The sequence below is a fragment of the Frankia sp. BMG5.60 genome (genome assembly GCF_059428125.1).
Window position 1 is genome coordinate 1,436,650 of sequence record NZ_CM182091.1, and the last position, 19,941, is coordinate 1,456,590.

General features: G+C 70.9%; 21 protein-coding genes. 7 read left to right on the forward strand and 14 right to left on the reverse strand.

All coding sequences use genetic code 11. The features are described from left to right. Positions 1 to 231 precede the first annotated feature (231 nt). The 3 genes from AC5R91_RS05885 to AC5R91_RS05895 all read left to right on the forward strand — a co-directional run bounded on the left by AC5R91_RS05885 (position 232) and on the right by AC5R91_RS05895 (position 3,767). Positions 232 to 1,890: a carotenoid oxygenase family protein gene (locus AC5R91_RS05885; protein ID WP_495396099.1), complete on the forward strand. Its 1,659-nt coding sequence runs from the start codon at positions 232 to 234 to the stop codon at positions 1,888 to 1,890. 114 nt (positions 1,891 to 2,004) lie between these two features. Then, positions 2,005 to 3,255: an NAD(P)/FAD-dependent oxidoreductase gene (locus AC5R91_RS05890; protein WP_495396100.1), complete on the forward strand. Its 1,251-nt coding sequence runs from the start codon at positions 2,005 to 2,007 to the stop codon at positions 3,253 to 3,255. 74 nt (positions 3,256 to 3,329) lie between these two features. Then, on the forward strand, positions 3,330 to 3,767 hold the full coding sequence (locus AC5R91_RS05895) for an SRPBCC family protein (protein ID WP_495396101.1): 438 nt from the start codon (positions 3,330 to 3,332) through the stop codon (positions 3,765 to 3,767). Between the two features lie 397 nt (positions 3,768 to 4,164). On the opposite strand, the gene AC5R91_RS05900 is transcribed toward AC5R91_RS05895, so the two are convergent. Beyond that, the gene (locus AC5R91_RS05900; RefSeq protein ID WP_495396102.1) at positions 4,165 to 4,557 is read right to left on the reverse strand and encodes a hypothetical protein; all 393 of its coding nucleotides are present in this window, start codon (positions 4,555 to 4,557) and stop codon (positions 4,165 to 4,167) included. A 211-nt stretch (positions 4,558 to 4,768) separates the two neighbouring features. On the opposite strand from AC5R91_RS05900, the gene AC5R91_RS05905 reads away from it, so the two are divergent. Both AC5R91_RS05905 and AC5R91_RS05910 read left to right on the forward strand, forming a co-directional pair. Then, positions 4,769 to 5,596 carry an SDR family NAD(P)-dependent oxidoreductase gene (locus AC5R91_RS05905; protein ID WP_495396103.1) on the forward strand — a complete coding sequence of 276 codons (828 nt, stop codon included), beginning with the start codon at positions 4,769 to 4,771 and terminating at the stop codon, positions 5,594 to 5,596. Between the two features lie 805 nt (positions 5,597 to 6,401). Continuing rightward, a complete protein-coding gene (locus AC5R91_RS05910; protein WP_495396105.1) occupies positions 6,402 to 6,989 on the forward strand; it encodes a DoxX family protein in 588 nt (195 codons plus the stop codon). Between the two features lie 417 nt (positions 6,990 to 7,406). On the opposite strand, the gene AC5R91_RS05915 is transcribed toward AC5R91_RS05910, so the two are convergent. The 4 genes from AC5R91_RS05915 to AC5R91_RS05930 all read right to left on the reverse strand — a co-directional run bounded on the left by AC5R91_RS05915 (position 7,407) and on the right by AC5R91_RS05930 (position 12,239). Beyond that, a complete protein-coding gene (locus AC5R91_RS05915; RefSeq protein WP_495396106.1) occupies positions 7,407 to 7,832 on the reverse strand; it encodes a nuclear transport factor 2 family protein in 426 nt (141 codons plus the stop codon). Positions 7,833 to 8,173: 341 nt separating this feature from the next. Continuing rightward, positions 8,174 to 9,454: a group II intron reverse transcriptase/maturase gene (gene ltrA / locus AC5R91_RS05920; protein ID WP_495396107.1), complete on the reverse strand. Its 1,281-nt coding sequence runs from the start codon at positions 9,452 to 9,454 to the stop codon at positions 8,174 to 8,176. Between the two features lie 559 nt (positions 9,455 to 10,013). Continuing rightward, entirely contained in the window at positions 10,014 to 11,411 is a 1,398-nt protein-coding gene (locus AC5R91_RS05925; RefSeq protein ID WP_495396109.1) for an HNH endonuclease signature motif containing protein, read from the reverse strand. Between the two features lie 351 nt (positions 11,412 to 11,762). Next, positions 11,763 to 12,239, reverse strand: coding sequence for a GNAT family N-acetyltransferase (locus AC5R91_RS05930; protein ID WP_495397904.1), 477 nt, complete (start codon positions 12,237 to 12,239; stop codon positions 11,763 to 11,765). Between the two features lie 258 nt (positions 12,240 to 12,497). On the opposite strand from AC5R91_RS05930, the gene AC5R91_RS05935 reads away from it, so the two are divergent. Both AC5R91_RS05935 and AC5R91_RS05940 read left to right on the forward strand, forming a co-directional pair. After that, on the forward strand, positions 12,498 to 13,115 hold the full coding sequence (locus AC5R91_RS05935; RefSeq protein ID WP_495396110.1) for an ArsR/SmtB family transcription factor: 618 nt from the start codon (positions 12,498 to 12,500) through the stop codon (positions 13,113 to 13,115). Continuing rightward, the gene (locus tag AC5R91_RS05940; RefSeq protein WP_495396111.1) at positions 13,084 to 13,581 is read left to right on the forward strand and encodes an SRPBCC family protein; all 498 of its coding nucleotides are present in this window, start codon (positions 13,084 to 13,086) and stop codon (positions 13,579 to 13,581) included. The genes AC5R91_RS05935 and AC5R91_RS05940 overlap by 32 nt, the downstream gene beginning before the upstream one ends. 221 nt (positions 13,582 to 13,802) lie before the next feature. Here the strand turns inward: AC5R91_RS05940 and AC5R91_RS05945 are convergent, their stop codons facing one another. From AC5R91_RS05945 to gvpO, 9 genes are read right to left on the reverse strand one after another with little or no spacing between them, the layout of a single operon-like run. Further along, on the reverse strand, positions 13,803 to 14,822 hold the full coding sequence (locus AC5R91_RS05945; protein WP_495396112.1) for an SRPBCC family protein: 1,020 nt from the start codon (positions 14,820 to 14,822) through the stop codon (positions 13,803 to 13,805). A 23-nt stretch (positions 14,823 to 14,845) separates the two neighbouring features. Further along, positions 14,846 to 15,565 carry a hypothetical protein gene (locus AC5R91_RS05950; protein ID WP_495396113.1) on the reverse strand — a complete coding sequence of 240 codons (720 nt, stop codon included), beginning with the start codon at positions 15,563 to 15,565 and terminating at the stop codon, positions 14,846 to 14,848. Beyond that, the gene (locus AC5R91_RS05955) at positions 15,562 to 16,380 is read right to left on the reverse strand and encodes a GvpL/GvpF family gas vesicle protein (RefSeq protein ID WP_495396114.1); all 819 of its coding nucleotides are present in this window, start codon (positions 16,378 to 16,380) and stop codon (positions 15,562 to 15,564) included. The genes AC5R91_RS05950 and AC5R91_RS05955 overlap by 4 nt, the downstream gene beginning before the upstream one ends. A 5-nt stretch (positions 16,381 to 16,385) precedes the next feature. Further along, a complete protein-coding gene (locus tag AC5R91_RS05960) occupies positions 16,386 to 16,814 on the reverse strand; it encodes a gas vesicle structural protein GvpA (RefSeq protein WP_495396115.1) in 429 nt (142 codons plus the stop codon). Positions 16,815 to 16,819: 5 nt separating this feature from the next. Continuing rightward, complete coding sequence (gene gvpK, locus AC5R91_RS05965) at positions 16,820 to 17,209, reverse strand: gas vesicle protein GvpK (RefSeq protein WP_495396116.1); 390 nt, start codon at positions 17,207 to 17,209, stop codon at positions 16,820 to 16,822. Continuing rightward, entirely contained in the window at positions 17,206 to 17,493 is a 288-nt protein-coding gene (locus AC5R91_RS05970; RefSeq protein ID WP_495396117.1) for a gas vesicle protein, read from the reverse strand. The genes gvpK and AC5R91_RS05970 overlap by 4 nt, the downstream gene beginning before the upstream one ends. Then, on the reverse strand, positions 17,486 to 18,799 hold the full coding sequence (locus AC5R91_RS05975; RefSeq protein ID WP_495396118.1) for a GvpL/GvpF family gas vesicle protein: 1,314 nt from the start codon (positions 18,797 to 18,799) through the stop codon (positions 17,486 to 17,488). The genes AC5R91_RS05970 and AC5R91_RS05975 overlap by 8 nt, the downstream gene beginning before the upstream one ends. Then, a complete protein-coding gene (locus AC5R91_RS05980; RefSeq protein ID WP_495396119.1) occupies positions 18,777 to 19,325 on the reverse strand; it encodes a gas vesicle protein in 549 nt (182 codons plus the stop codon). The genes AC5R91_RS05975 and AC5R91_RS05980 overlap by 23 nt, the downstream gene beginning before the upstream one ends. A gap of 27 nt (positions 19,326 to 19,352) precedes the next feature. After that, positions 19,353 to 19,655 carry a gas vesicle protein GvpO gene (gvpO, locus tag AC5R91_RS05985; RefSeq protein WP_495396120.1) on the reverse strand — a complete coding sequence of 101 codons (303 nt, stop codon included), beginning with the start codon at positions 19,653 to 19,655 and terminating at the stop codon, positions 19,353 to 19,355. Positions 19,656 to 19,941: the final 286 nt, after the last annotated feature.

Genomic DNA, 19,941 nt, shown 5'->3' on the forward strand with positions numbered 1-19,941 from the left:
CCCCACGTTCGCGAAGCCGCCCTACAGCTTCGCGAACCCGAGCAAAAGGACCAATTCACGCGTTGCCATTGTCCCTATGGCACGGTTGGAAACCCTGATCCGTACCGGGCGGCTGCGGCGGCGGGTCGTAGCGTCGTGGCGCACCGACCGACCGGCCGCATGTGCCGCACCCGGCGCGGCGGCTGGCTCGCGGATGGCGCACTGCCGCACGCACCCGGCGAAGGGATCACCGTGGGCCACGCTCTTCACCACGCCCTTGAGACGAGCACCGAATACGATCTTGATCTGACCGTGACGGCGGGTCGATGGCCGGACGGCCTCGCCGGGCACCTGTATCTCATCGGCCCGTCCCAGCCGACCGAGGTCAGCTTCATGTTCGCCGGGCCGGGCATACTCACCCACGTCGATCTCGGCGCCCGGCACTGGCGGACGAGCCGGGTGCGCACCCCCGACCTCGTGTTGTTCGCCGCTCTGCGCCAGGCCCTGCCGGCTGCGGACTTCGCGGCGCTCACCCTCGGTGCGCGGCCCTCGCTGACGAACGTCGCCCCGCACCTGCTCGGCGACCGGCTGATCCTGACCGGTATCAGCCAGCGCCCGGTCGAGGTCGACCCGGTCACCCTCGACTTCCACAGTTTCCTCGGCGGCGTCGCGGAGTATCCGGAGGTGGCGCCGCACCCGCTGTTCGCCGGGGTGCGCACGGCCGCGCATCCCGTCGAGGATCTCGACGAGGGCTGCATGTGGTGGTGCAACACGCGGCTGCACCCGCAGGGCACGTCGACGACGGACGTCGAGGGCACGCTGTGGGTGGCGCGCTGGGACGGCGCCGGCCCGGTGGAGACGTGGTGCGTTCCCGGCGCGCACCTGGTGCAGGGCGTCCACGAGGTCACCGTGACGCAGGACTACGTCATCGTCACCGAGATCGGTTTCCAGCAGGAGCCGGGCAGCGTCGCGGGCCGCAACCGCACGAAACCGCACCTGCCGTTCACCGACATCTACCTCGTCGCCAAGCGGGACCTGACGGCGGCCAGGCGCGGCCGGGCGGTCCCGGTGACCCACTCCCGCGTCCCCTACGAGTCGTTCCACCACTTCGCCGACTACCGCCAGGACGGCGACGACGTGACCATGTACATCGCGCATTCCAACGGCTGGGACCTGAACTACAGCCTGGCGCCCGCGGACCGGGTGTGGCGGTCGGGCGCCGCCCTCGCCCCGGGGCTGCACGGGTTCATCTCCGCGCCGGTCGACGCCTCGCCGGTCGGTCGTTACGTCATCGACGGTCGGACGGGCGAGGTCCGCGACAGCCGGCTGTTCCTGGACCCGCAGCGGCACTGGGCAACCCTGCTGTACAGCCGCGACCTGCGCCGCGACGCGCTCGAGCGCGGCCGGTACCTGTGGCAGGCGTACTGGGGTTGCGACCCGGACATGCTCGTGTCGCGGATCGTCGACCTGTACGCGGCCCACCCGTTCCGGGTCGTGCCGGTCGACCGGCTGCCGTCGCGGGAGGTCCCGTCCTCCCTCGTCTGCCTCGATCTGGAGACGATGACCGAGCGGTCCGCCTGGTCGTTCCCCGCCGGGACCGTCGGCGAGTCGCCGGTGTACGTGCCCGACCCGGCGGGCGGCGCGGGCTGGGCGGTCATCGCCGTGCACCATGCCGACCACAGCGAACTGCAGGTCTTCGACGCGCTGGCGCTGGGGGCCGGACCGGTGGCGATCGCCGGCGCGCCCGGGCTGAAGCTCTCCGTCCAGTTCCACTCCGCCTACCACCCGACGCTGCGCACGCGCCCGGCCGACTATCGGCGTTCCTTTGCCGACGACCTCGACCCGAGCTGGAAGGACCTGCCCGCGCCCGCCCGCACCGTGATCGCCCGGGTCCTCGAGCAGTACGCCTGAGGCACCCCAGCCGATCCCGGGCGGACATCACCGTCGGCGCCGAATCCGACAACCACGACAACCGAACGCGACAACCGAACGCGACAACCGAATACGACGAGGGAGCGAGGGACGATGTACGACGTGATCGTCGTCGGGGCGCGATGCGCGGGCTCGCCGCTGGCCATGCTGCTGGCCCGGCGGGGCCACCGGGTGCTGGTCGTGGACCGGGCGACCTTCCCGAGCGACACCGTGTCGACGCACTTCATCCACCAGGCGGGCCTCGCCCGGCTTCGGGACTGGGGGCTGCTCGACCGCCTGCGGGCGACGGGGGTGCCGCCGGTGCGGCACATGACCTTCTCCTACGACGGCATCCATGCCGAGGGTTTCGCCGACGCGATCGACGGCATCCCCGAGGTCCTCTGCCCCCGCCGCACGGTGCTCGACGCCCTGCTCGTCGACGCGGCCCGCGCGGCCGGGGCCGAGGTGATCGAGGGCTTCACCGTCACCGGGACGATCGTCGCCGACGGGCGGGTGGCGGGGATCCGGGGACACCACGCCTTCGGCACCGAGACCACCTTCGCCGGGCGGTTCGTCGTCGGCGCGGACGGCGTCGAGTCGACGATCGCCCGGCTGGTGGGCGCGGAGGTCTACCGCGACGTGCCCGCGAGCGGGTTCGTCTACTACTCCTACTTCGACGGCCTCGACTGGGGCTTCCACAACCGGACGGCGCACGGGCGGCAGTTCGCGAGCTGCCCCACCCATGACGGGCGCACCATGGTCGCGGTCATGCGCCGCCGGGACGCGTACGGCGAGTTCCGGGCCGACGTCGAGGACAGCTTCCGGTCCGTGGTGGCCACCGTCGTGCCCGAGTTCGGTGCGGACCTGCGGGCCGCCACGCGGGCCGAGCGCTTCCGGGGGCTGCGCTACGCCGACAGCTTCTACCGCCGGTCCCACGGACCGGGGTGGGCCCTGGTCGGGGACGCCGGCTACCACAAGGACCCGCTCACCGCCTGGGGCATCACCGACGCGTTCCGCCACGCCGAACTGCTCGCCGAGGCCCTGCACCGGGGGCTGTCGGGCGAGGCCACGATCGACGGCGCCGTCGCGGACTACGCGGCACGACGGGACCGGGACAGCGCCGGCACGTTCGCCTTCACCGTCGCGGTCGCGGCGCTCACGCTGTCGCCGTTCCTCCACGCGGTGCTGTCCGCGGCGACGCGCAGCCCCGCCTACCGCGCGAAGTTCTTCGCCATGGTCGGCGGGGGTTACCCCGGTGAGGAGTTCTTCGCCCCCGATCACCTCGCCGCCCTCTACGAGGAGGTCGGAACGCCGCCCGACCTGCGCCTGCTGCCACCCACCCCGGCGCCAGCCGGCCGCTCCTGACCAGCCGCGCACACCTGACCCGCCGCGCATGCCTGACCCGCCGCGCACACCTGACCAGCCATTCGGGAGCTGTCATGCCGCAGGTAAGCGACGACCTCGTCACCGACCGGCCGATCGAGACCGTGTTCGACTTCGCCACCACGGCCGGGTACTGGCCCCGGTGGCACCCGGCCGCGCGGCGCGTCGAGGGCGCGGTCGACCGCCCGGCCCGGGTCGGTGACCGGATCCTGGAGCAGGTGACGATCGCCGGCGTCGACAACACCGTGACCTGGACGATCGTCGGCTGCGACCGTCCACACCGGCTGGAGTTCACCACCGACGTCGACGCCGGCCGGGTGCGGATCGGCTACGACCTCGCCGCCCTGGCCGACGGAGGAACCCGGTTTCGGCGGACGGTGGACTTCCCCGACCTGGGCCCCGAGTTCGGCGACGCGATGCGGGCGCAGTCCGTCGAGGGGCTCGCCAACCTTGGCCGCCTGCTGACCGAGGGCGCCGCCGACCCCGCGGGATGACCCCGCGTCGGCGGCTCACCCGGCCCGGTCGTCATCCGGCCGGTCCTCAGGTCGTCATCCGGCCGGTCGTCACCCGGCCGGTCGTCACCCGGCCGGTCGCCGTCAGCCGGAGGTGACGGCGTTGCGGACCTGTCCACGACCTTCCCGGCCGCCTCGGCGTAGCGGAAACGCAGCCCCATGTTTGACTAGAGACGCGTCGCGGTCCGGACGAGGCCGGCGACGGCTCTGACGACGCAGGGGTGGCGACCTGGTGACGTGCTCGGCGGCCCGCCATCAGCCCGCAGGAGACCGGCGGCACCATTCCTGACACCAACCGGCGACCACCTCACCACCGTGCCGCACCAGGAACTCGGTTGCCAGGGCGCGCACCAGCGGCGTGCTACCTGCCAGGCCGTGGTCATGGGTGACCGGTGCGGACGAGCTCGGGGCGGTGCCGGTTGATCCGCTGCCGGCGGCGGGCGAGGAGAACGTCCGCGAGGGCGTCCGCGCGTTCCATGTCGTCGAGGGTGGCCCGGGATCGTCCATCAACCTCGAGGATGGCGGCGAGGAGCTCCGCGGAGAGTCTCATCCGCGCCGCCACCCGGGCCACGCTCGGCGGGAGGCCGGAGGACGCCCGGGCGGACAGTGGGCGGCCATCGGCGGGATCGACCACCTGCGCCGGGATCCGACCGTCCGGCGTGACGTGGCCCGCAGGGGCGATGCGGCCCCTGCGGGCGATGTGGCCCTCGGGAGCGATGTGGCCCTCGGGAGCGATGCGAGGGCGTGGCCGGACTCCGAAGAGATCGAACATACATTCGATTTTGGCCAAGATGGATCGCCCTGTCAAGTTCGGCCGCCCCGGCGGGGGCCACGGCGACGAGATGCGCGGGTCAGCAGTCACGCCGGCTCGCGACCACTACCACCCGTGCCTCACCCCTCGACGCCGGGGCCTCGCCACACGTAACGGCGATCAAGGCATAGCGGTAGATTGGCGATGATCCAATTCTGGCTCTGGAGGTTCCATGGCTACAGCGTTCGTCACCGGCGCGAGCCGGGGTATCGGCAAAGCGATCGCCCTTTCCCTGGCCGAAGCCGGCTACGATCTGGCCGTCTCGGCCCGCACGGTCCAGCCGGGCGAGATCCGCGACAACGCCCTGACCGTGCACCACTCCGATGCGCGACCCTTACCCGGCAGCCTGGCCGAGACCGCCGCCGAGGTAGAGGCCCGCGGTCGCAAGGCCCTGATCGTGCCGTGCGACCTGACCGAACGAGAGTCGGTCGAGGCGGCCGCGCGCCGCATCCTCGACACCTGGGGCGGCGTGGACGTCATCGTCCACAACGGGCGCTACATCGGCCCCGGGATCATGGACGTCTTCCTCGACACCCCGCTCGAGGCCTACGAGAAGATGTTCGAGGCCCACTGCATCGCCCCGATCATCCTCACCCGCGCGCTGCTGCCGGCGATGCTCGCCCGCGGCGGCGGGGCGGTCGTCACCATCACCTCCGGCGCGGCGTGGCTCGTCCCGCCCGCCCCGGCCGGGCAGGGCGGCTGGGGGTTGGCCTACGCCGTCGGCAAGGCGTCGGGAAACCCGCTGGTCGGGGTTCTGCACACCGAGTACGCCGGGCGCGGGCTGCGCGTGTTCAACGTCGAGCCCGGCTTCGTCGCCACAGAGCGCAACGAGATCTCGGTACGCGACTACGGCCGCGAGCTCGTCGGGGCCGCTCCTCCCTCGGCGATCGGCGCGACCGTGCGCTGGCTGCTGGACAGCCCGGACGCCGACCCCCTGCTGGGCACGACGGTCGAGGCCCAGGACCTCTGCCGGGCCCGCGAGCTGCACCCCGCCTGGTAGGACCGCGGCGGGGTTCCCGCCTGGCCGGGCGGGAACCCCGCGATCACCGATTCGGCCGACCGGAGTGCCCACCGATAGGTCACCCGCCCGGTGGGGTGTCGGGTCTGACCGCGGTCGGTCAACCCCTCGTGATGGCCCGGGTCTAGCCGGCCGGCCTGGTCGGACCTTCGCGAGCGGGTTCCCGCGGGCGCCGTCGAGCGCGGGCAGCACCTTGTCCGCGAACAGTTCCAGTGACCCCAACCCAGATCCGGATCCAACCCACCCATCAGCGGGTGCAGCGCGACCACGTCGTTGCCCTGCCGGCGCAGCGACGTGAGCAGCGTGATGCACGCCTGCGGCGTGACCACCACGTCCCTCCCGCCGGCGCGCAACACGTCGGCATCCTCCGCCGGCCGATAGACCCCGCCACCGGCCGATGCGAGCCACTGCCCGAGGAGTCGGTCTCGTGCAGCGATTGCGGCGCGATCCGCGGCCACGCCCGTTCGGGATCGTCGGACACGTGGAGCCGCCAGCAGGATCCGGCGCCGCGTGCGCTCGGCGTCGGCGTTCACCGGGCGGCCGAGGCGAGCCGACGACTTCATCCGACGCTCCTCCAGGTCGGCCCGCCGGGCCGAGGTCGTCACCGCCCGGTGTGGTGCGGGCCAACCCCGAGTTTCCCCGGTGTGCGCCGGCCCGCGTTCGCGCCTCGGGACGTGGGACTTCCACGAGGACATCGACGCATACAGCCGGATGTTCCCCTTCCCCGGCGGTCGACTGCGCCACAGCCAAGGACGTCGGAAGGTGATTACATGAATACGATGCGTCAATGACATTGGATGCTCAGCAAACCACCCCCGGACGGACGGGAGACGAAGCAATCATCGGAGCAGGCAACACGCACGTGCAGATGGCTCGCTGGCGCCCGGCGCCGACCGGTTTGGACCTCGGTCTGCTCCTGCTGCGTCTCACCATCGGCGTGACCATGGTCGGCCACGGCACCGGCAAGCTGTTCGGCTGGTTCGGCGGATCCGGCCTCGACGGCACCGGGGCGTTCTTCACCAGCGCCGGCTACCCGTCGGGCCGGGCCTTCGCCGTCGTCGCCGGGCTCACCGAGACCCTCGGCGGAATCGGCCTGGCCCTCGGCCTGCTCACCCCGCTCGCCGCCGCTGCGCTCCTCGGCACGCTCATCAACGCCATGGCGACCCGTTGGGGCGGCGGCTTCTTCGCTCCGGACGGCATCGAGTACGAGATCCTGCTCGCCATGACCGCCCTGTCCCTCGCCCTGACCGGCCCCGGTCGCCTCTCGGTCGACGCCCGGTTGCCCGTCCTGCGCGACAACCGCCTCGACGTCGCCGTCGGCGCCGTCGCCCTGGGCGGCGTGACCGCGGCCGTCGTACTGCTCATCCGCGGCTGAGCGGGTCGGCGAACGTCGGGGTTTCGCCCGGGGCTGACCGGGGATCGCGACTGTGACGTCCCGGCGGCGGCGCCGCGCGGACAGCCACCGGACGAGGGTCAGGAACCGGGCATCCGCGACGGCCCGGGCGGGGCGTGGGTCGTGGCGGCCGACCGGCAAGGCGATGCGGACCGCAGACCGGCCGGCCGTCCCCGCGTGGCCGGTCGTTCCCGCGTGGCCGGTCGTTCCCACGTGGCCCGGTCGTCCCCGCGCGGACGACCGCTCTCGGAGCCGTCTGCCCTTCCCCCAGAGCCGAAACCCTTCCCCGGAGCGGGCTGCCCTTCCCCCGGACTGTCGGCCCTTCCCCGGAGCGGACCCTCGCCGACACCCGAGGCCGACGAGGGCAGCACGTCGCGGCGGGGCCGCTGCCGGCGGCGGTCATGCGGCGCTGACGTGGGCCGCGAGCAGCCGCCAGCCGTGCTCGTCGAGATGCCAGGTACGGGTATAGCGGACGCGGGCGCTGAACGGTTCGCCGCGCAGCCGGCCCTCGACCATGCCGAGAAAGAGGGTCACGCCGGTCCGCCCGGCGACGATGACGGTGAGGTCCTCCTCGACGACCTTGGTCATCACCTGGTCGCCGGACCGGTGGACGTGTAGGTCATCCGCCTTGGTGTAGAGGTCGCCGTCCGGCCCCGTGAACACGAGCCGCTCGTCGATCAGCTCGTCGAGCACCTCGACGTCGGAGGCCAACTGCGCCGCCTGCAGCCGGCGTTCACTGGCCCGGAGCCCCTCGGCGGGGTCAGCGCCGCGCCAGGAGTCCGATTCGGCCGGGAGATTGGTCGCCATGTCGCTGTCGTCATCCATCAACTGCTCATCTCCAGTGTTCAAGGCCGCCCAGATCCGGGGCCGCCCCCGAGGGTTTCGGTTCTCGCCCAGTCGTGAGCGAGGGCAAGCGGGAATGTGCGCACCGGGTGCGGTCGGGTTTCATCCGGCGGCGACGTCGTAGAGAAGGGAGTGGGGGTGGCGTGTGTGGGGATTTCGGCGGGGGGTACGGTCGGGGTCGATCCAGGCCGGAGGCAGGAATTCGGGCCGCCGGTCGGAGCCGAGTTGAACGGTCCATCCCTGGTGATGGACGGTCCGGTGGTGAGTCGGCGGCGGGATTTTCACCCGCCGCCGCTCGCAGAACCGTGCGTGACAGTCTCCCGTCACACGGCTCCCGTTGCCGCGCCGCTCGGGAGCGCTCCGTGACGCCAGTGTGCGAACAGGTCCGGGATGTTGCTGGCGATCTGGGCGAGTCGCCTCCGGGCCTTTGCTGGCGCGCGGTGCAGGTGCTTGTATTTCCGGCATGCCCACTTGACGAGATGCGGATTGATCCGATCCGCCAGGAAGCTGGTCAACAGGGATTTGTAGAAGTGCCCGTAGTAGTTGATCCAGCCCGTCACGATGGGGTTGATCCACGCGGCGAGCTGCCTGAAGTCCAGGCTGGTGCAGCGGCCGAGTCTCCATCCTCGGACTAGCCGGGACATTGCTTTCCCGGCTGCCCTGCTGAACGCGGGAAGGAAGCCGAGTTTCCATCTTCCGTCCCTGAGTCGCGCGCAGCGTGGCCGGAACGTGTACCCGAGGAAGGTGAATTCCACGGGGCTGCCTGGGCGGCGCTCACGGCCGTCCTGATGGCAGTACACGACCCTGGTCTTGTCCTGGTTGGTCTTGAGGCCGAACTTCCACAGCCTCGCGGCGATGACGTTGCGAATGTACTTCGCTTGCTTCTCGCTGCGACAGTGGACGACCACATCGTCGCTGTACCTTTCGAACCTGACCGTGGGTTGCGTCCGGGCCATCCAGGCATCGAACGCGTAGTGCATGAACAGGTTCGTGAGCACGGGAGAGACGGGAGACCCCTGTGGAGTTCCTTTGTCTCGTTCCCGTAGGGAGCCGTCGGACATCTGGACCGGTGCGGTGAGCCACCGTTGGACGTAGAGCGTTACCCATCGGTGGTTGGTGTGGCGTTCCACGGCCAGCAGGATTTCCTGGTGCGGCACGGTGTCGAAGAACTTGTGGATGTCGAGGTCGACGACCCACGCTTGTTCCCAGCACCGTTTCCGGCAGGTCGCCACCGCGTCCAGCGCCGAGCGTCGGGGCCGGTAGGCGTAGGAGTCCGGGTGGAAGATCTTCTCTCCCTGGGGCTCCAGCACCATCGCGACCACGGTCTGCGCGACGCGGTCGGCCACGGTGGGTATGCCGAGCGTCCGCGTTCCTCCTGCTGGTTTCGGGATCTCCACAGCCCTCACCGGCGCCGGGAAGTAGCCTCCCGACGACATCCGGTTCCAGACGCGGTAGAGGTTGTTCTTCTCGTCCCGCGCGAACTCCGCCAACGACTGCTCGTCGACGCCGGCGGCACCCTTGTTCGCCTTGACTTTCTGGTATGCCTCCCAGACGAGCTGTTTCGGAATGTCAAACGACTTTCCCGAGGACGCCGCCTCGACCATCCGGTTCCTCCCGTTCCCGGTTGACCTTCGATCGGAAGCCTGACAACCCGCCCCCTTCGCTCCGCCCCCATTACAGGAGCTTCGTCGCTACTACGGGGCGGTCCGCCCCCCTGCCCCGTGACCGGTACTCTGCCCCTCACGGCTCTTCACCGTTCGGAGTCCTCCCTCTCGCCGACCACGTCAACCCGCGGCCGTCGTTTCCGGGGCGAGGGGTTCTACCGTTCCGTGCTGAAGCCTGGACCGGGCTCACGCCACCTAAACGCCGGACACCGCCAGGGCAGTAGACAGGCACCTCCCTGACTGCTCCCGGGATAAACACCAGACCCCGGTTTTGATCTCGTCTTATGCGTTACGACGCTTCGTCGGTGGTTCACGGTCGTTCGTCTTCCCGGCCCGTACCTGCCGCCTCTCGGGCGACGTTTCCGTGTCGCTCACCACCCCGCCTCATTCAACGGAGCGGCACCCGGTGGTTTGAGACCTTCTCCTGTAAGACGATCCCGAAGGGCCTACCTTCATCTTCAGCACAGCACCACAACGTCGAGGATCCGCTTCTACATCATTACCTCTCAGTCATGTTCGGTATCGCACGGTGATAACCGCAGAGAAGGACGCTGTTGTCCAGCGAAGTATGGCCGCCGTCTATCCAATGGTGGATATGGTGCGCTTCGGGCCATCCTGCCGGACGATCGCAGCCGGGGAACGCGCAGCCGTTGTCTCGGGCAATCAGCGCCTGGCGGATGTCGGCGGTGACGGTGCGGTGCGCACGGCCGACGTCGAGGGGGACGCCGGCGGGGTCGAGAATGATGCGACGGACCGATGCGTCACAGGCGATGCGACGAAGGGCCTCGCGGGGCAGGGGCTGCCCCCAACTGGTGGTCGCGGGCAGGCGGGAGCGGCCGAGCAGCGCCGCCCAGGGAATGGTGACGGTCAGGTGCGGGCGGATCCCGCCGCTGGCGGGCAGCGCGGCGGTGTCAAGGGTGCGGCCGAGCAGGTCGACGAGGGCGTCGGCGCGCCGGCGGGCGGGGCTACGTGGGTCGAGAGTGCCGTCGACGGCGGGGCGGGGTGCGGCCAGCGGGTCCAGCGCGGTGCGTAGCAGAGCGGCGGCTTCCGCATCGAGCTCGCCGCTGATCCGGGTCATCCCGTCCGGCAACTCCGACATCCACAGCCCCCGCCGCCGCGCCGGATCCTCTCCACCCCCATCGGCCAGACTGCCGGGATCGGCGGCGGCGCGACCCCCGGGATCGGCGGAATCGGCGGAATCCGCGGGATCCGCGGGATCCGCGGGGTCGTGGGGTTGGCCGACGTCCGCACCGCCAGCGCCTGACTCGCCCTCGCCGGACTGCGCGCCGGCACCCGGCGCATCGCCCTGACTGGCAGACCCGCCGGGAGCCGGGTCGGGCGGATCGCCGCCGGGGCTGGGATCCGCCCACGTCAATGTCTCGCGTAGGTGACGGGCCAGGCGGGCCAGCGCGGTCGGATCGAACTCGTCGGCCTGCCGCAGCAGGAACGCCTCCGCCCGCCGGCGCACGTCCGCAGTCACCCCGGCGGGCAGGGATCTCATCCCCGCGACGATCACCAAGGCCTGCTCCACGCCGATCTCCCCCACGGCCAGCCGCTGCCCGGTGGCCGCCAGCGGGCCGTCCACGGCCACAGCCAGATCAACCAGACGGCCGGCGTCGGCCGCACGCACCCGGAGCCGTTCCCGCAGCCACGCCGCCGTGCTACTTGCACCGACCCGCCGCGCCAAACCCCGGCCGTGCACCTCCGCAACCACCTGAAGCCGAAACGCCGCCAGCCGCGTCAATACCGCCGTGCAGTCAACCAGACAGGCGTCCAGTTCAGCATCCGACAGCGCCCACACCCGGCCACCGCTCAGCTCGTCCACCCCGGCGGACACCGCCGCGACCCCTTCGAGCAGCGCAGACGACCCACCGGCACCATCAGGATTCCCGACCATGAGAAAAGCCTAGGCAATTCCCATCCAGAAGTCGAACAGATGTTCGCATCCGTAACCGATGCTCCCTTCTGGTCGTCCCAGAGACAACAACCACGACCACAACACCAAGGCTGTCCCCTGCGGGCGCCAAGGGAAGGCGATCATCTACGTGCCGATCGACCAACGATGAGCCGTACTCCTACGGAGCTGCCACTCCCAGCACGTGGCGGTTTCGGTGTACCTGGCACATTCAAGGTCACCGGCACCGGCACCGGCACCCGAGTCGATGACAGCCCGCAGAACCTGATCGAATTCGAATTCGAGAATCCAGTGACCGCACAGAGACCTGCCGGCCAAGGACCACCAGGGAGACTATAGGTCCATCCCGAGCACAGTGTGCACGACGATCTGCCCGCCGTGGTCGTCAGCGAGGTGCCGCATCCCGATCTTCCCTGCTACCCGCCGTGAGGCCGTGTTTCCGGGGTGAACGATCGCCACAAGCCGTTTCGCGCCAAGCTGGTCGCGGGCAAAGTCCCTGCAGGCCGCTGCCGCCTCGCTGGCCAGTTCCTGACCCCACAGACGGGGCAGGACGTGATAGCCGACCTCGAGCATCAGGGCTCCGTTGACCGTCTGCCAGGTGAGCCCGCAGTCCCCGACAAAGGCCCCGCCGTGGGTCTCGACGATCCACAACCCGTGTCCGAATCGGGCATAGTTTTCCTGGTTCCAGGCGATCCACGCGGCCGCCTGCCCACGCGTCTTCGGGGCCGGGTAGTAGGTCATGACCTGTTCGTCTCCGAGCAGGCCGGCCATCACATCAAGGTCATCCGGAGTCATCTGACGGAACCGCAGCCGGGACGTCGGAGGGGGAACCCGCCCGCGACGCTACTGCACCCCGGATCTTCGGCAGGTTCCCGCGGGCGGCTGGTGACCATGAGGGTCAATTGCCCCGGAACCGGAATGACCCGGCAGCGACCACGGGCAGTCGGAGCGGGCCGGGCAGTTGGAGCGGGCCGCCCGAGCGGGCCGGTCGGCGGCCGCCGCAGGGACCGACGGTTCCGGGGACGCCCGCCTTGCCTCGCTCACCGGTGTCCGCTAACGTACAACCCGATGGTTGTAGATCAGGGCTCTGACGAGTACGCCGATCGCCTCTTCCATGCCCTGGCAGACGCGACGAGGCGCGAGATCGTGGCGCTCACCCTGACCGGTGAGCATTCGGTCTCCGATCTCGCCCGGCGGTTCCCGATGAGCTTCGCGGCCGTTCAGAAGCACGTGGCGGTGCTGGCGGGCGCCGGGCTGGTCACGAAGCGGCGGCAGGGTCGGGAGCAGCGCGTGCGGGGCAACGCGGACGCGCTGCGCGAGGTTCATCGGCTGCTGGACGAGCTTGCGGCCCTGTGGCAGGGACGTATCGATCGGATGGCCGCGATCCTCGCCGAGCCCGACCCGCCCGACAGCCACCCGTCCGACAGCGACATGGCAGCGAGCGACCCGTCCGACAGCGACACGGCAGAAAGCGACACGGCAGAAAGCGAGCGGGAGGCGGCGCCCCGGGAGGCGGCGACCGGGCAGACCGCGACCAGGAGCCCGACGTCGACCAGCGACACTGCAGGTCAGCGGCCGACGACCGAACGGCCGAGCAGCCGGCAGACGACAGGCCAGCAGACAACGAACGAGCAGACGGCGAGGAGCAACGCGCATGACCGTGATCGACGTGAAGAAGAATCCTGAGGCCCTCAGCCTCGCCATCAGCTCCAGGTTCGAGGCGCCGCCGCAGCGGGTGTGGCGGATCTGGGCCGACCCGCGCCAGCTCGAACGGTGGTGGGGGCCGCCGACGTACCCGGCGACCGTCGTCGACCACGACCTGGCTCCCGGCGGGTCGGTCACGTACTTCATGACCGGGCCGGAGGGAGACAAGCACTACGGCTGGTGGCGCGTCCGGGCGGTCGACGTCCCACACCGGCTGGAGTTCGAGGACGGCTTCGCCGACGACTCGGGCCGCCCCAACCTCGACCTGCCCACCACGATCGTCCGCGTCCAGCTCACCGCGGACGGCGAGTCGGCGACCGTGATGACGATCGAGAGCACCTTCCCCTCGCCCGAAGCGATGGAGCAGATGGTGTCCATGGGCATGGTCGAGGGCATGTCCGAGGCCCTGGGCCAGATCGAGGCACTGCTGGCGGGCGCCGCGGCCTGACCGCGTGCCCCGTGCGCGGCGGTAGCTCGTCGGCGACGTCGAAGGCCCCCGGGCGTCGCGCCCGGCCCGCCCGCCAGACGGCCCCCCGGTGGCCGTCTGGCGGGTGGCCGTCTGGCGGGCGGACTCGTATGCCGCCTGATCCAGCGTCATCGCGGTGCGCGGCCGATCGCGCGCCCCGCCTGCCGAGATCACAGCTCCGACACGTCCGCCGGCGTGGACGATCAGCCGCCGACCGACGCCCCGGGCCTGGCCTCGGCGTCGGAGGGCGCTTCGGACTCGTCGCCGGTGTCCTCGTCCGAGGGCTCGGGTGTCGCGGCGCCCGCGGGCCGCCCGGCGTCGCCGCGGCCCGAGTCGGCCGCGTCGTCGGTGTCCCGCCTGCCCTCGGACTCCTCCGCGCCCTGTTCGCCTTCGTCGGGTTCGTCGGGCTGTTGGACGACCTCGCCGTCGCGGATCACACCACGCCACGAGCCGCTCGCCTCGCCCTGCATCGTGATGTAACGGCGGAAATGCTTGAGATCGAGCCGGGCCCGTCGACCACCGGCCCGCCAGATATTCCCGGTCTTCTCCATCAATCCGGACGGATAGTATTCCATGGCCAGCAGGACCCGGGTCAGGTCGTCGGCGAGCGGATGGAACGTGACGGCTCCCTTGGTGGAACCCTTCGCGCCCTCCGAGGTCCATACGATCCGCCGGTCCGGTATCTGCTCCTGGACCTTTGCCGCCCAGCTACGGCGGGATTTGAAGACCTTGACCCGCCAGTTCTGCTCGGTCTCGCTCTTCGCGTCCACCGCCTCGACGCCCTTCATGAAGCGGGAGAACTGCGGGTACTGCGTCCACTGGTCATAGGCCACGGAGACCGGCACTCCGACGTCGATCGTCTCTTCGATGTTCGTGGCCTTGGGCGGCCCACTCTTTCCGCCGGACCCCTTGCCACCGAGATGCAGCACCGACTTGACCTTGTCCTTCACCGCCGTGGCCGCCGTCGAGAACGCGGCCCGCATCGGCGACTTCCCGCTGGCCAGCTGCTTGGAGCCCGCCTTGAGCGCGGAGCCCGCACCGCCCGTGTCGGCGAGCACGTTCAGCTTGTCCGTACCCGATGTGAGCCGCTCCGTCGTCTTCCCGACCAACTGGGCACCCCGCGCCTTCGCCAGGTTCTTCGCCTGGCCGACCAGATTCTTCGTCGCCGGGTTCTCGCGCAGGGCGCCGACTATGCCCGTCTGCTTTGCCGTCGTCTGCGTCATGTCCCCTCCTCATCGATCCGTCATCACTCGGCTTCCGCCACAGGAGGGCGACGACGAGCGCCGCGCGTGGGCTCGGGGGCACGGCCGGCGGGACGGCGGTCCCCATCACCGTCGTCGGGCCCCTTCTCCTTGGTCTCCGCCTCCTCCTGCTCAGCTCCCGCCGACTCCTGGTCGGGTTCCTCGGCCTGATCGGCAGCGCCGTCCCTCTGCTCCCCAGAGCCATCCTCGGCCTGCCCACCAGAGCTGCCCTCGGCCTGCCCACCAGGACTGCCCTCGGCCTGCCCATCAGGACTGCCCTCGGCCTGCCCACCGGGGGTGCCGTCCGCACCCTCCCCCGCGGGTGCCTGCTCGTCCTTCTTCCCCCCGGCGCCGGGCACCGTCTTCAGGACGTCGGTCACGTCTCCGGCCGCCGCCTTCGCGGTGGTGCCGCCCTTCTCGGTGAGGGTCTCCGTGAGCTGCTGGGTGCGTTGCTGCAGGTTCTCGGTGAGACGCTCGACCTGGGACTCGTACACCGACAGGGCGGCGCGCCGGCCGGCCTCCACCACCGGTCCGCGCACCTGGGCGAGCAGCTGCTCGCCCTGGGGGGACTGCAGCAGCTTCACGGCCTGATCCCGCAGGACATCCTTGGGATCGTGATTGCGTCCGGTGAGCCAGAGCGCCACGCCGATGGCCGTCTTCGCCTTCTTGGTCCGGCCTAGGACGTAGCCACCGACGAGCGCCGCGGCGATCTTCGCGCTGCTCACAGTTGATCATCTCCCTTACGCTCGTCCCCAGCCGGTCCCCAACCCCAGCGGCCGGTTCCCGCAAAGGAGTCGGCGGGTTCTGCCGCTGAAGTCCGGGTGACGGTGGGGATTTCGATGAAGTCGATGGCGGGCAACGGCCCGACGTACTCGATCGAGAGTTCCGGTCGGGCCCGACGCAGCCTCGCGACCGCGGCGTCGAAGGTCTCGACGTCGTCGTCGGCCAGCAGAAAGGCCCAGCTGAGCACGGGATCCTCCGCCCCGCCGTGTCGCCGTCGCGGCCGATCGGAGCGGGCCAGCGGCTGCAGCTCGCTGAGGATCTCGTCGGCCTGCCGCTGCCGCCGCTGCACGACCAGCTCGGCGATCTCCTGCCCGAACCTGATCCGCTCGTCCAGATCGTCCGGTGGCGGGGAAGCGGCCACCGGCGACCCGGGGAGCACCGCCTGCAACGCGGACTGCTCCTCCTCGTCCACGTCGAGACGCAGCTCCACGAGACCATCGACGGCGTCGAGACGCTCCGGCATCACCTCGACCAGCGGTGCGAGCACCTCCGCGCGCACCGCGTCCTCGTCGGGGGCGACCGTGCCGAACCGCAGGGGCAGCACGGGGCCTCGCGCCAGCAGCCGCTGCAGGATGTCCAGATGGTGCACCGCCTCCTGGTCGCCGAGGACCCCGACGTCGGCGGTGCAGCTCACCGCGGCCGACAACGGCCCGAACCGCACCAGATGCACCGGTTCCGGAGGGTGTCCAAGGCCGGGCGGGGCGGGTTCGGGAGCCGGGTGCCCCGCTCGCGTGACGCCATACACGATGACGGGCACGGCACTCACCCCTTCTTGCCGCGACGCTCTGCCGGCGCCTCGCGACCTGCCGGCAGGTCCCGCCCGCGACGTTCCTCAGCGGGCGCGCCACGCAGAGCGCCGACCACTTCCTCGGCCGTGTCCTTGAGTCCGCCGAGTGCTCCGCTCGTCTTGTGTCGAGCGGTGCCCTCGGTGACCTCGTGCATGAGCCCGGGAAGGCCGGCGACCTGCTCCCTGGGCTGCAGATCGAGCCGGTTGACCGCTTCGGCGAACCGCAGGTAGGTGTCGACGCTGGCGATGACGATCCGCGCGTCGATCGTGAGGATCTCGATTCCCACCAGCGCGACGCGAACGTAGGCGTCGATGACGATCCCCTTGTCGAGAACCACGTCGAGGACGTCGGCGAGACTGCTCGGCTGGGGAGCTCGATTGATCGGACGACTGGCAACGGTCATGATGCTCACCTCGCCTTCTGACAGGATTGCTGGTCGGCGCAGGACCGGGCGGAGCGCCGTGCGGGTGCCATCGGCCCGCGGTTCGGGACCGCCTCGCCGCTGCTCTCGACGAGGCGACGCGCCCGGGCGACGGCGTCGTCGGCCTCCCGCTGGGTGACACCGAGCGAGGTGCGGACCCGCTCGAGGCTGTGCCGGATCTCGATCAGTGCCTGGCCCAGATCGTCGAGCTGCTCCGCCGTCAGCTCGCCGCCGTCCATCCGGCGGATCGCCTGACGTTCCAGGACCTCGCGCAGCAGTTCGAGGACGACCACGACGAGCTGTCCCAGACCTCGACCGACCTGGTCCGGGTCGGCGTCGAGGCGCAACGGGTGACCGGCACCGCCGGAACCACTCATCCCGCCACCTCCCCAGCACCCTCCACGACCCTCTGGATGCCGACGAGGAGCAGCCGCAGGTCGAGCCGGATCAGGTCGACCCCGGCGAGGGCGATCACGACGTCGCCACTGATCACGACACCGCGATCCACGAGCCGGTCCAGCAGGTCGGCGAGCGGCTGGGCCGCGGCGCAGGGCGTGCCGGCGGTGGCCGGGGTGCGGGGTCGGACCAGACCGGCGACACCGGCGCGGTCCCGGGAAACAGGCCCGCCGCCCGGTTCGCACCTCCGACCCGACTCAGCCACCCCCACCACCCCCACCACCGCCATCCCCGCCGCTGCCATCCCCGCCGCTGCCATCCCCACCGCCGCCATCCGCACCAACGCCATCCGCACCAATGCCGAGGGTGACGCGCACGAAGGAGTAGGGCGGCCAGGGCCCCGTGATCTCGGCGTCGAGACCGGCCTGCGTCAGTCGCCGCACCAGCGTCCGCGCCTTCGCGAGGAACTCCTCGTCGGCCGAGCGCGGCACGAGGTACGCGCAGTCGAACATCCGACCGGCCCGGCCGCCCCGGCGTCGTGCGGTGTCCCGGGCGAAGGCGGTCAGCTCCTCGTCCGCCTGTTCGATCAGTGCACCGAGTTCCTCCCGGCGTGCCTCCTGCGCCCGGATCTCCCGGCGCCGGGCTGTGAGGTAGGCCGTCCCCGATCCCGGCGCGAGTCCCCCTTCCTCCACCGGAGGATCGATGGGGTGGTCGGGAGGCGCCGCATCGGCCACCGGCTGGGACGCGTCGACCCGCAGGCCCCATTCCCTCGCGTCCTGAACCTGAGCCAGCGTGCGGGAAAGCGTCTGCTCCGGATCATCGAGCACCGCGTAGGCATGCTCCGCGTCCGGCAGGACAGTGCCGAAACGCAGCGGGAGCACCCCACCGCGTTCCGCCAGCGCCCGCAGCACCTGATCGTGACGGCGGGCAAGGTCCGCAAGCCGCCCCGTCTCCGAGACGTCCTCATCAAGGTCACGCAGCAGAGCGAGCTCGACGTCGGAGACCACCAGGGCCACCGGCGGGCGGACCACGGCGCGCACCGCCGTCCCGGCCACCAGACCTTCGAGATCGGACACGTGACGGCTCTGCTCCGGGACGATCCCGTAGGCGTACAGCCCGTGGTCCGCGTCGACACCGCAACCACGCCCGCGCGACCCGCCCGTGGCTGCGGCCGCAACCCCCTCGCTGCCCGGGACCGCGAGGTCTCCTGGCGCGCGGTCCCCTGACACGCGGCCGTCTGACACGCGGCCGTCCGGGACTCGGTCATCGGTGGGGACCTCGGCGGCCTGCACGAGTCCGCGCGCACCCGGCAGCCCCTCATCGGGCCCCGGCGGCGCCTCGCCCCACAACCCTTCCGCGAGTCCCGTCCGCCGTTCCTCGAGTCCCGTCCGCCCTTGTGCGAACTCCGGCACCCCTGCGTCGAACACGACCCGTGTGATCTCCTGTGCCAGGCGCTGCGCGACCTGGTGCCGGGCCATACTGCGCGCCTCGGAGACGGCTTCCTCGAACACGCCGGGTGCGAGCCGTCGGGCAAGGGCGGCGAGGCCGTCAGCGCCGCCCGCCGCGGGCATGGCGGCTCTCCCCCCTCGTCGCGTCCGGCGCTCCCGCGCTCGCTGCTCCTCCCCTCGCCACGGCATCAGCCCATGGCAGGTAGGACCGTCTCGGGGCAGCGGCGACCGGGGCGGAGGCCGCCCACCGCCGCTCGTCGACCGTCCTCGCCGGCGCCTCGACCGCGGCCCGGTCCGGCAGACCCCGCCCGACCTCGGTCGCAGGCGGACGGCCGCCGGACTCCAGGGCCGCCAGCCGGGCGCGCAGCTCCTCGTTCTCCTCCCGCAACGAGCGGGCCTTGGAGTTGAAGAAGGGATCGGCCGTCCACCAGTCCAGGCCCATCTCGCGGGCCGTGTCCGCCGAGGCGATGAAAAGACGCAGCTTCAGGGTGAGCAGCTCGACGTCCAGCACGCTGACGACCACGTCGCCGACGATCACGACGCCCTTGTCGAGCACCCGTTCCAGCACATCCGCGAGGGAGTCCGAGTGTGGTCCGCTCCACGCCCGCGCTCGAGGCGGCCCGGCGGCGACGCTTCGATCGACGGTCATGGGCGGTCCTGGCACGGTCAGAGAGATTTAATCGGTAGCACCCCGGACGAATCGTCGCAGGCGCTCGTAGCCCACGAGCGCGCCGTGAGCATCCACATCGATACGGTACGTAGCCAGCACACTCGTCGTCGACGGTATGCGGTCCAGTTCGACGACATCCGCCAGGATCGACCATCCGTCGTCAGTCCGTCGCACCCCGGAAATTCGCTCAGGGATATGACCGAGAATGGACCCGAACTCGTCGAGCGCCCCGGGTAGCACCGTCGCCAGCTCGCCGCGCGTGGCATGATCCGGACTTCGGTGCCGTGGCGGGTCATCGTCCGGGTGCATGGCGCGACAGACCCCCCGTCGAAGTCCCGTCTCCGGGCCAGGGGATCGGAACCAGGCACAGAAAACATCGACAACGCGCCCCTGCCCAAAACCATCCGATCCAAACACGACGCCCGGGCGGAGAAGCCGGCATCCACGTTCGCGGCAGGACGGGAGAAAACGAGAGAAAGAGGAAAAGCCGTGGCCGCGAGTACCGGGCGACCGAGGGCGACCGAGGGCGACCTGAGGGAGCAGGTCGACCCCGGGTTCGTCCCCGGTGCCGCGGTCGGGGCCGCCGGCTGGCGCG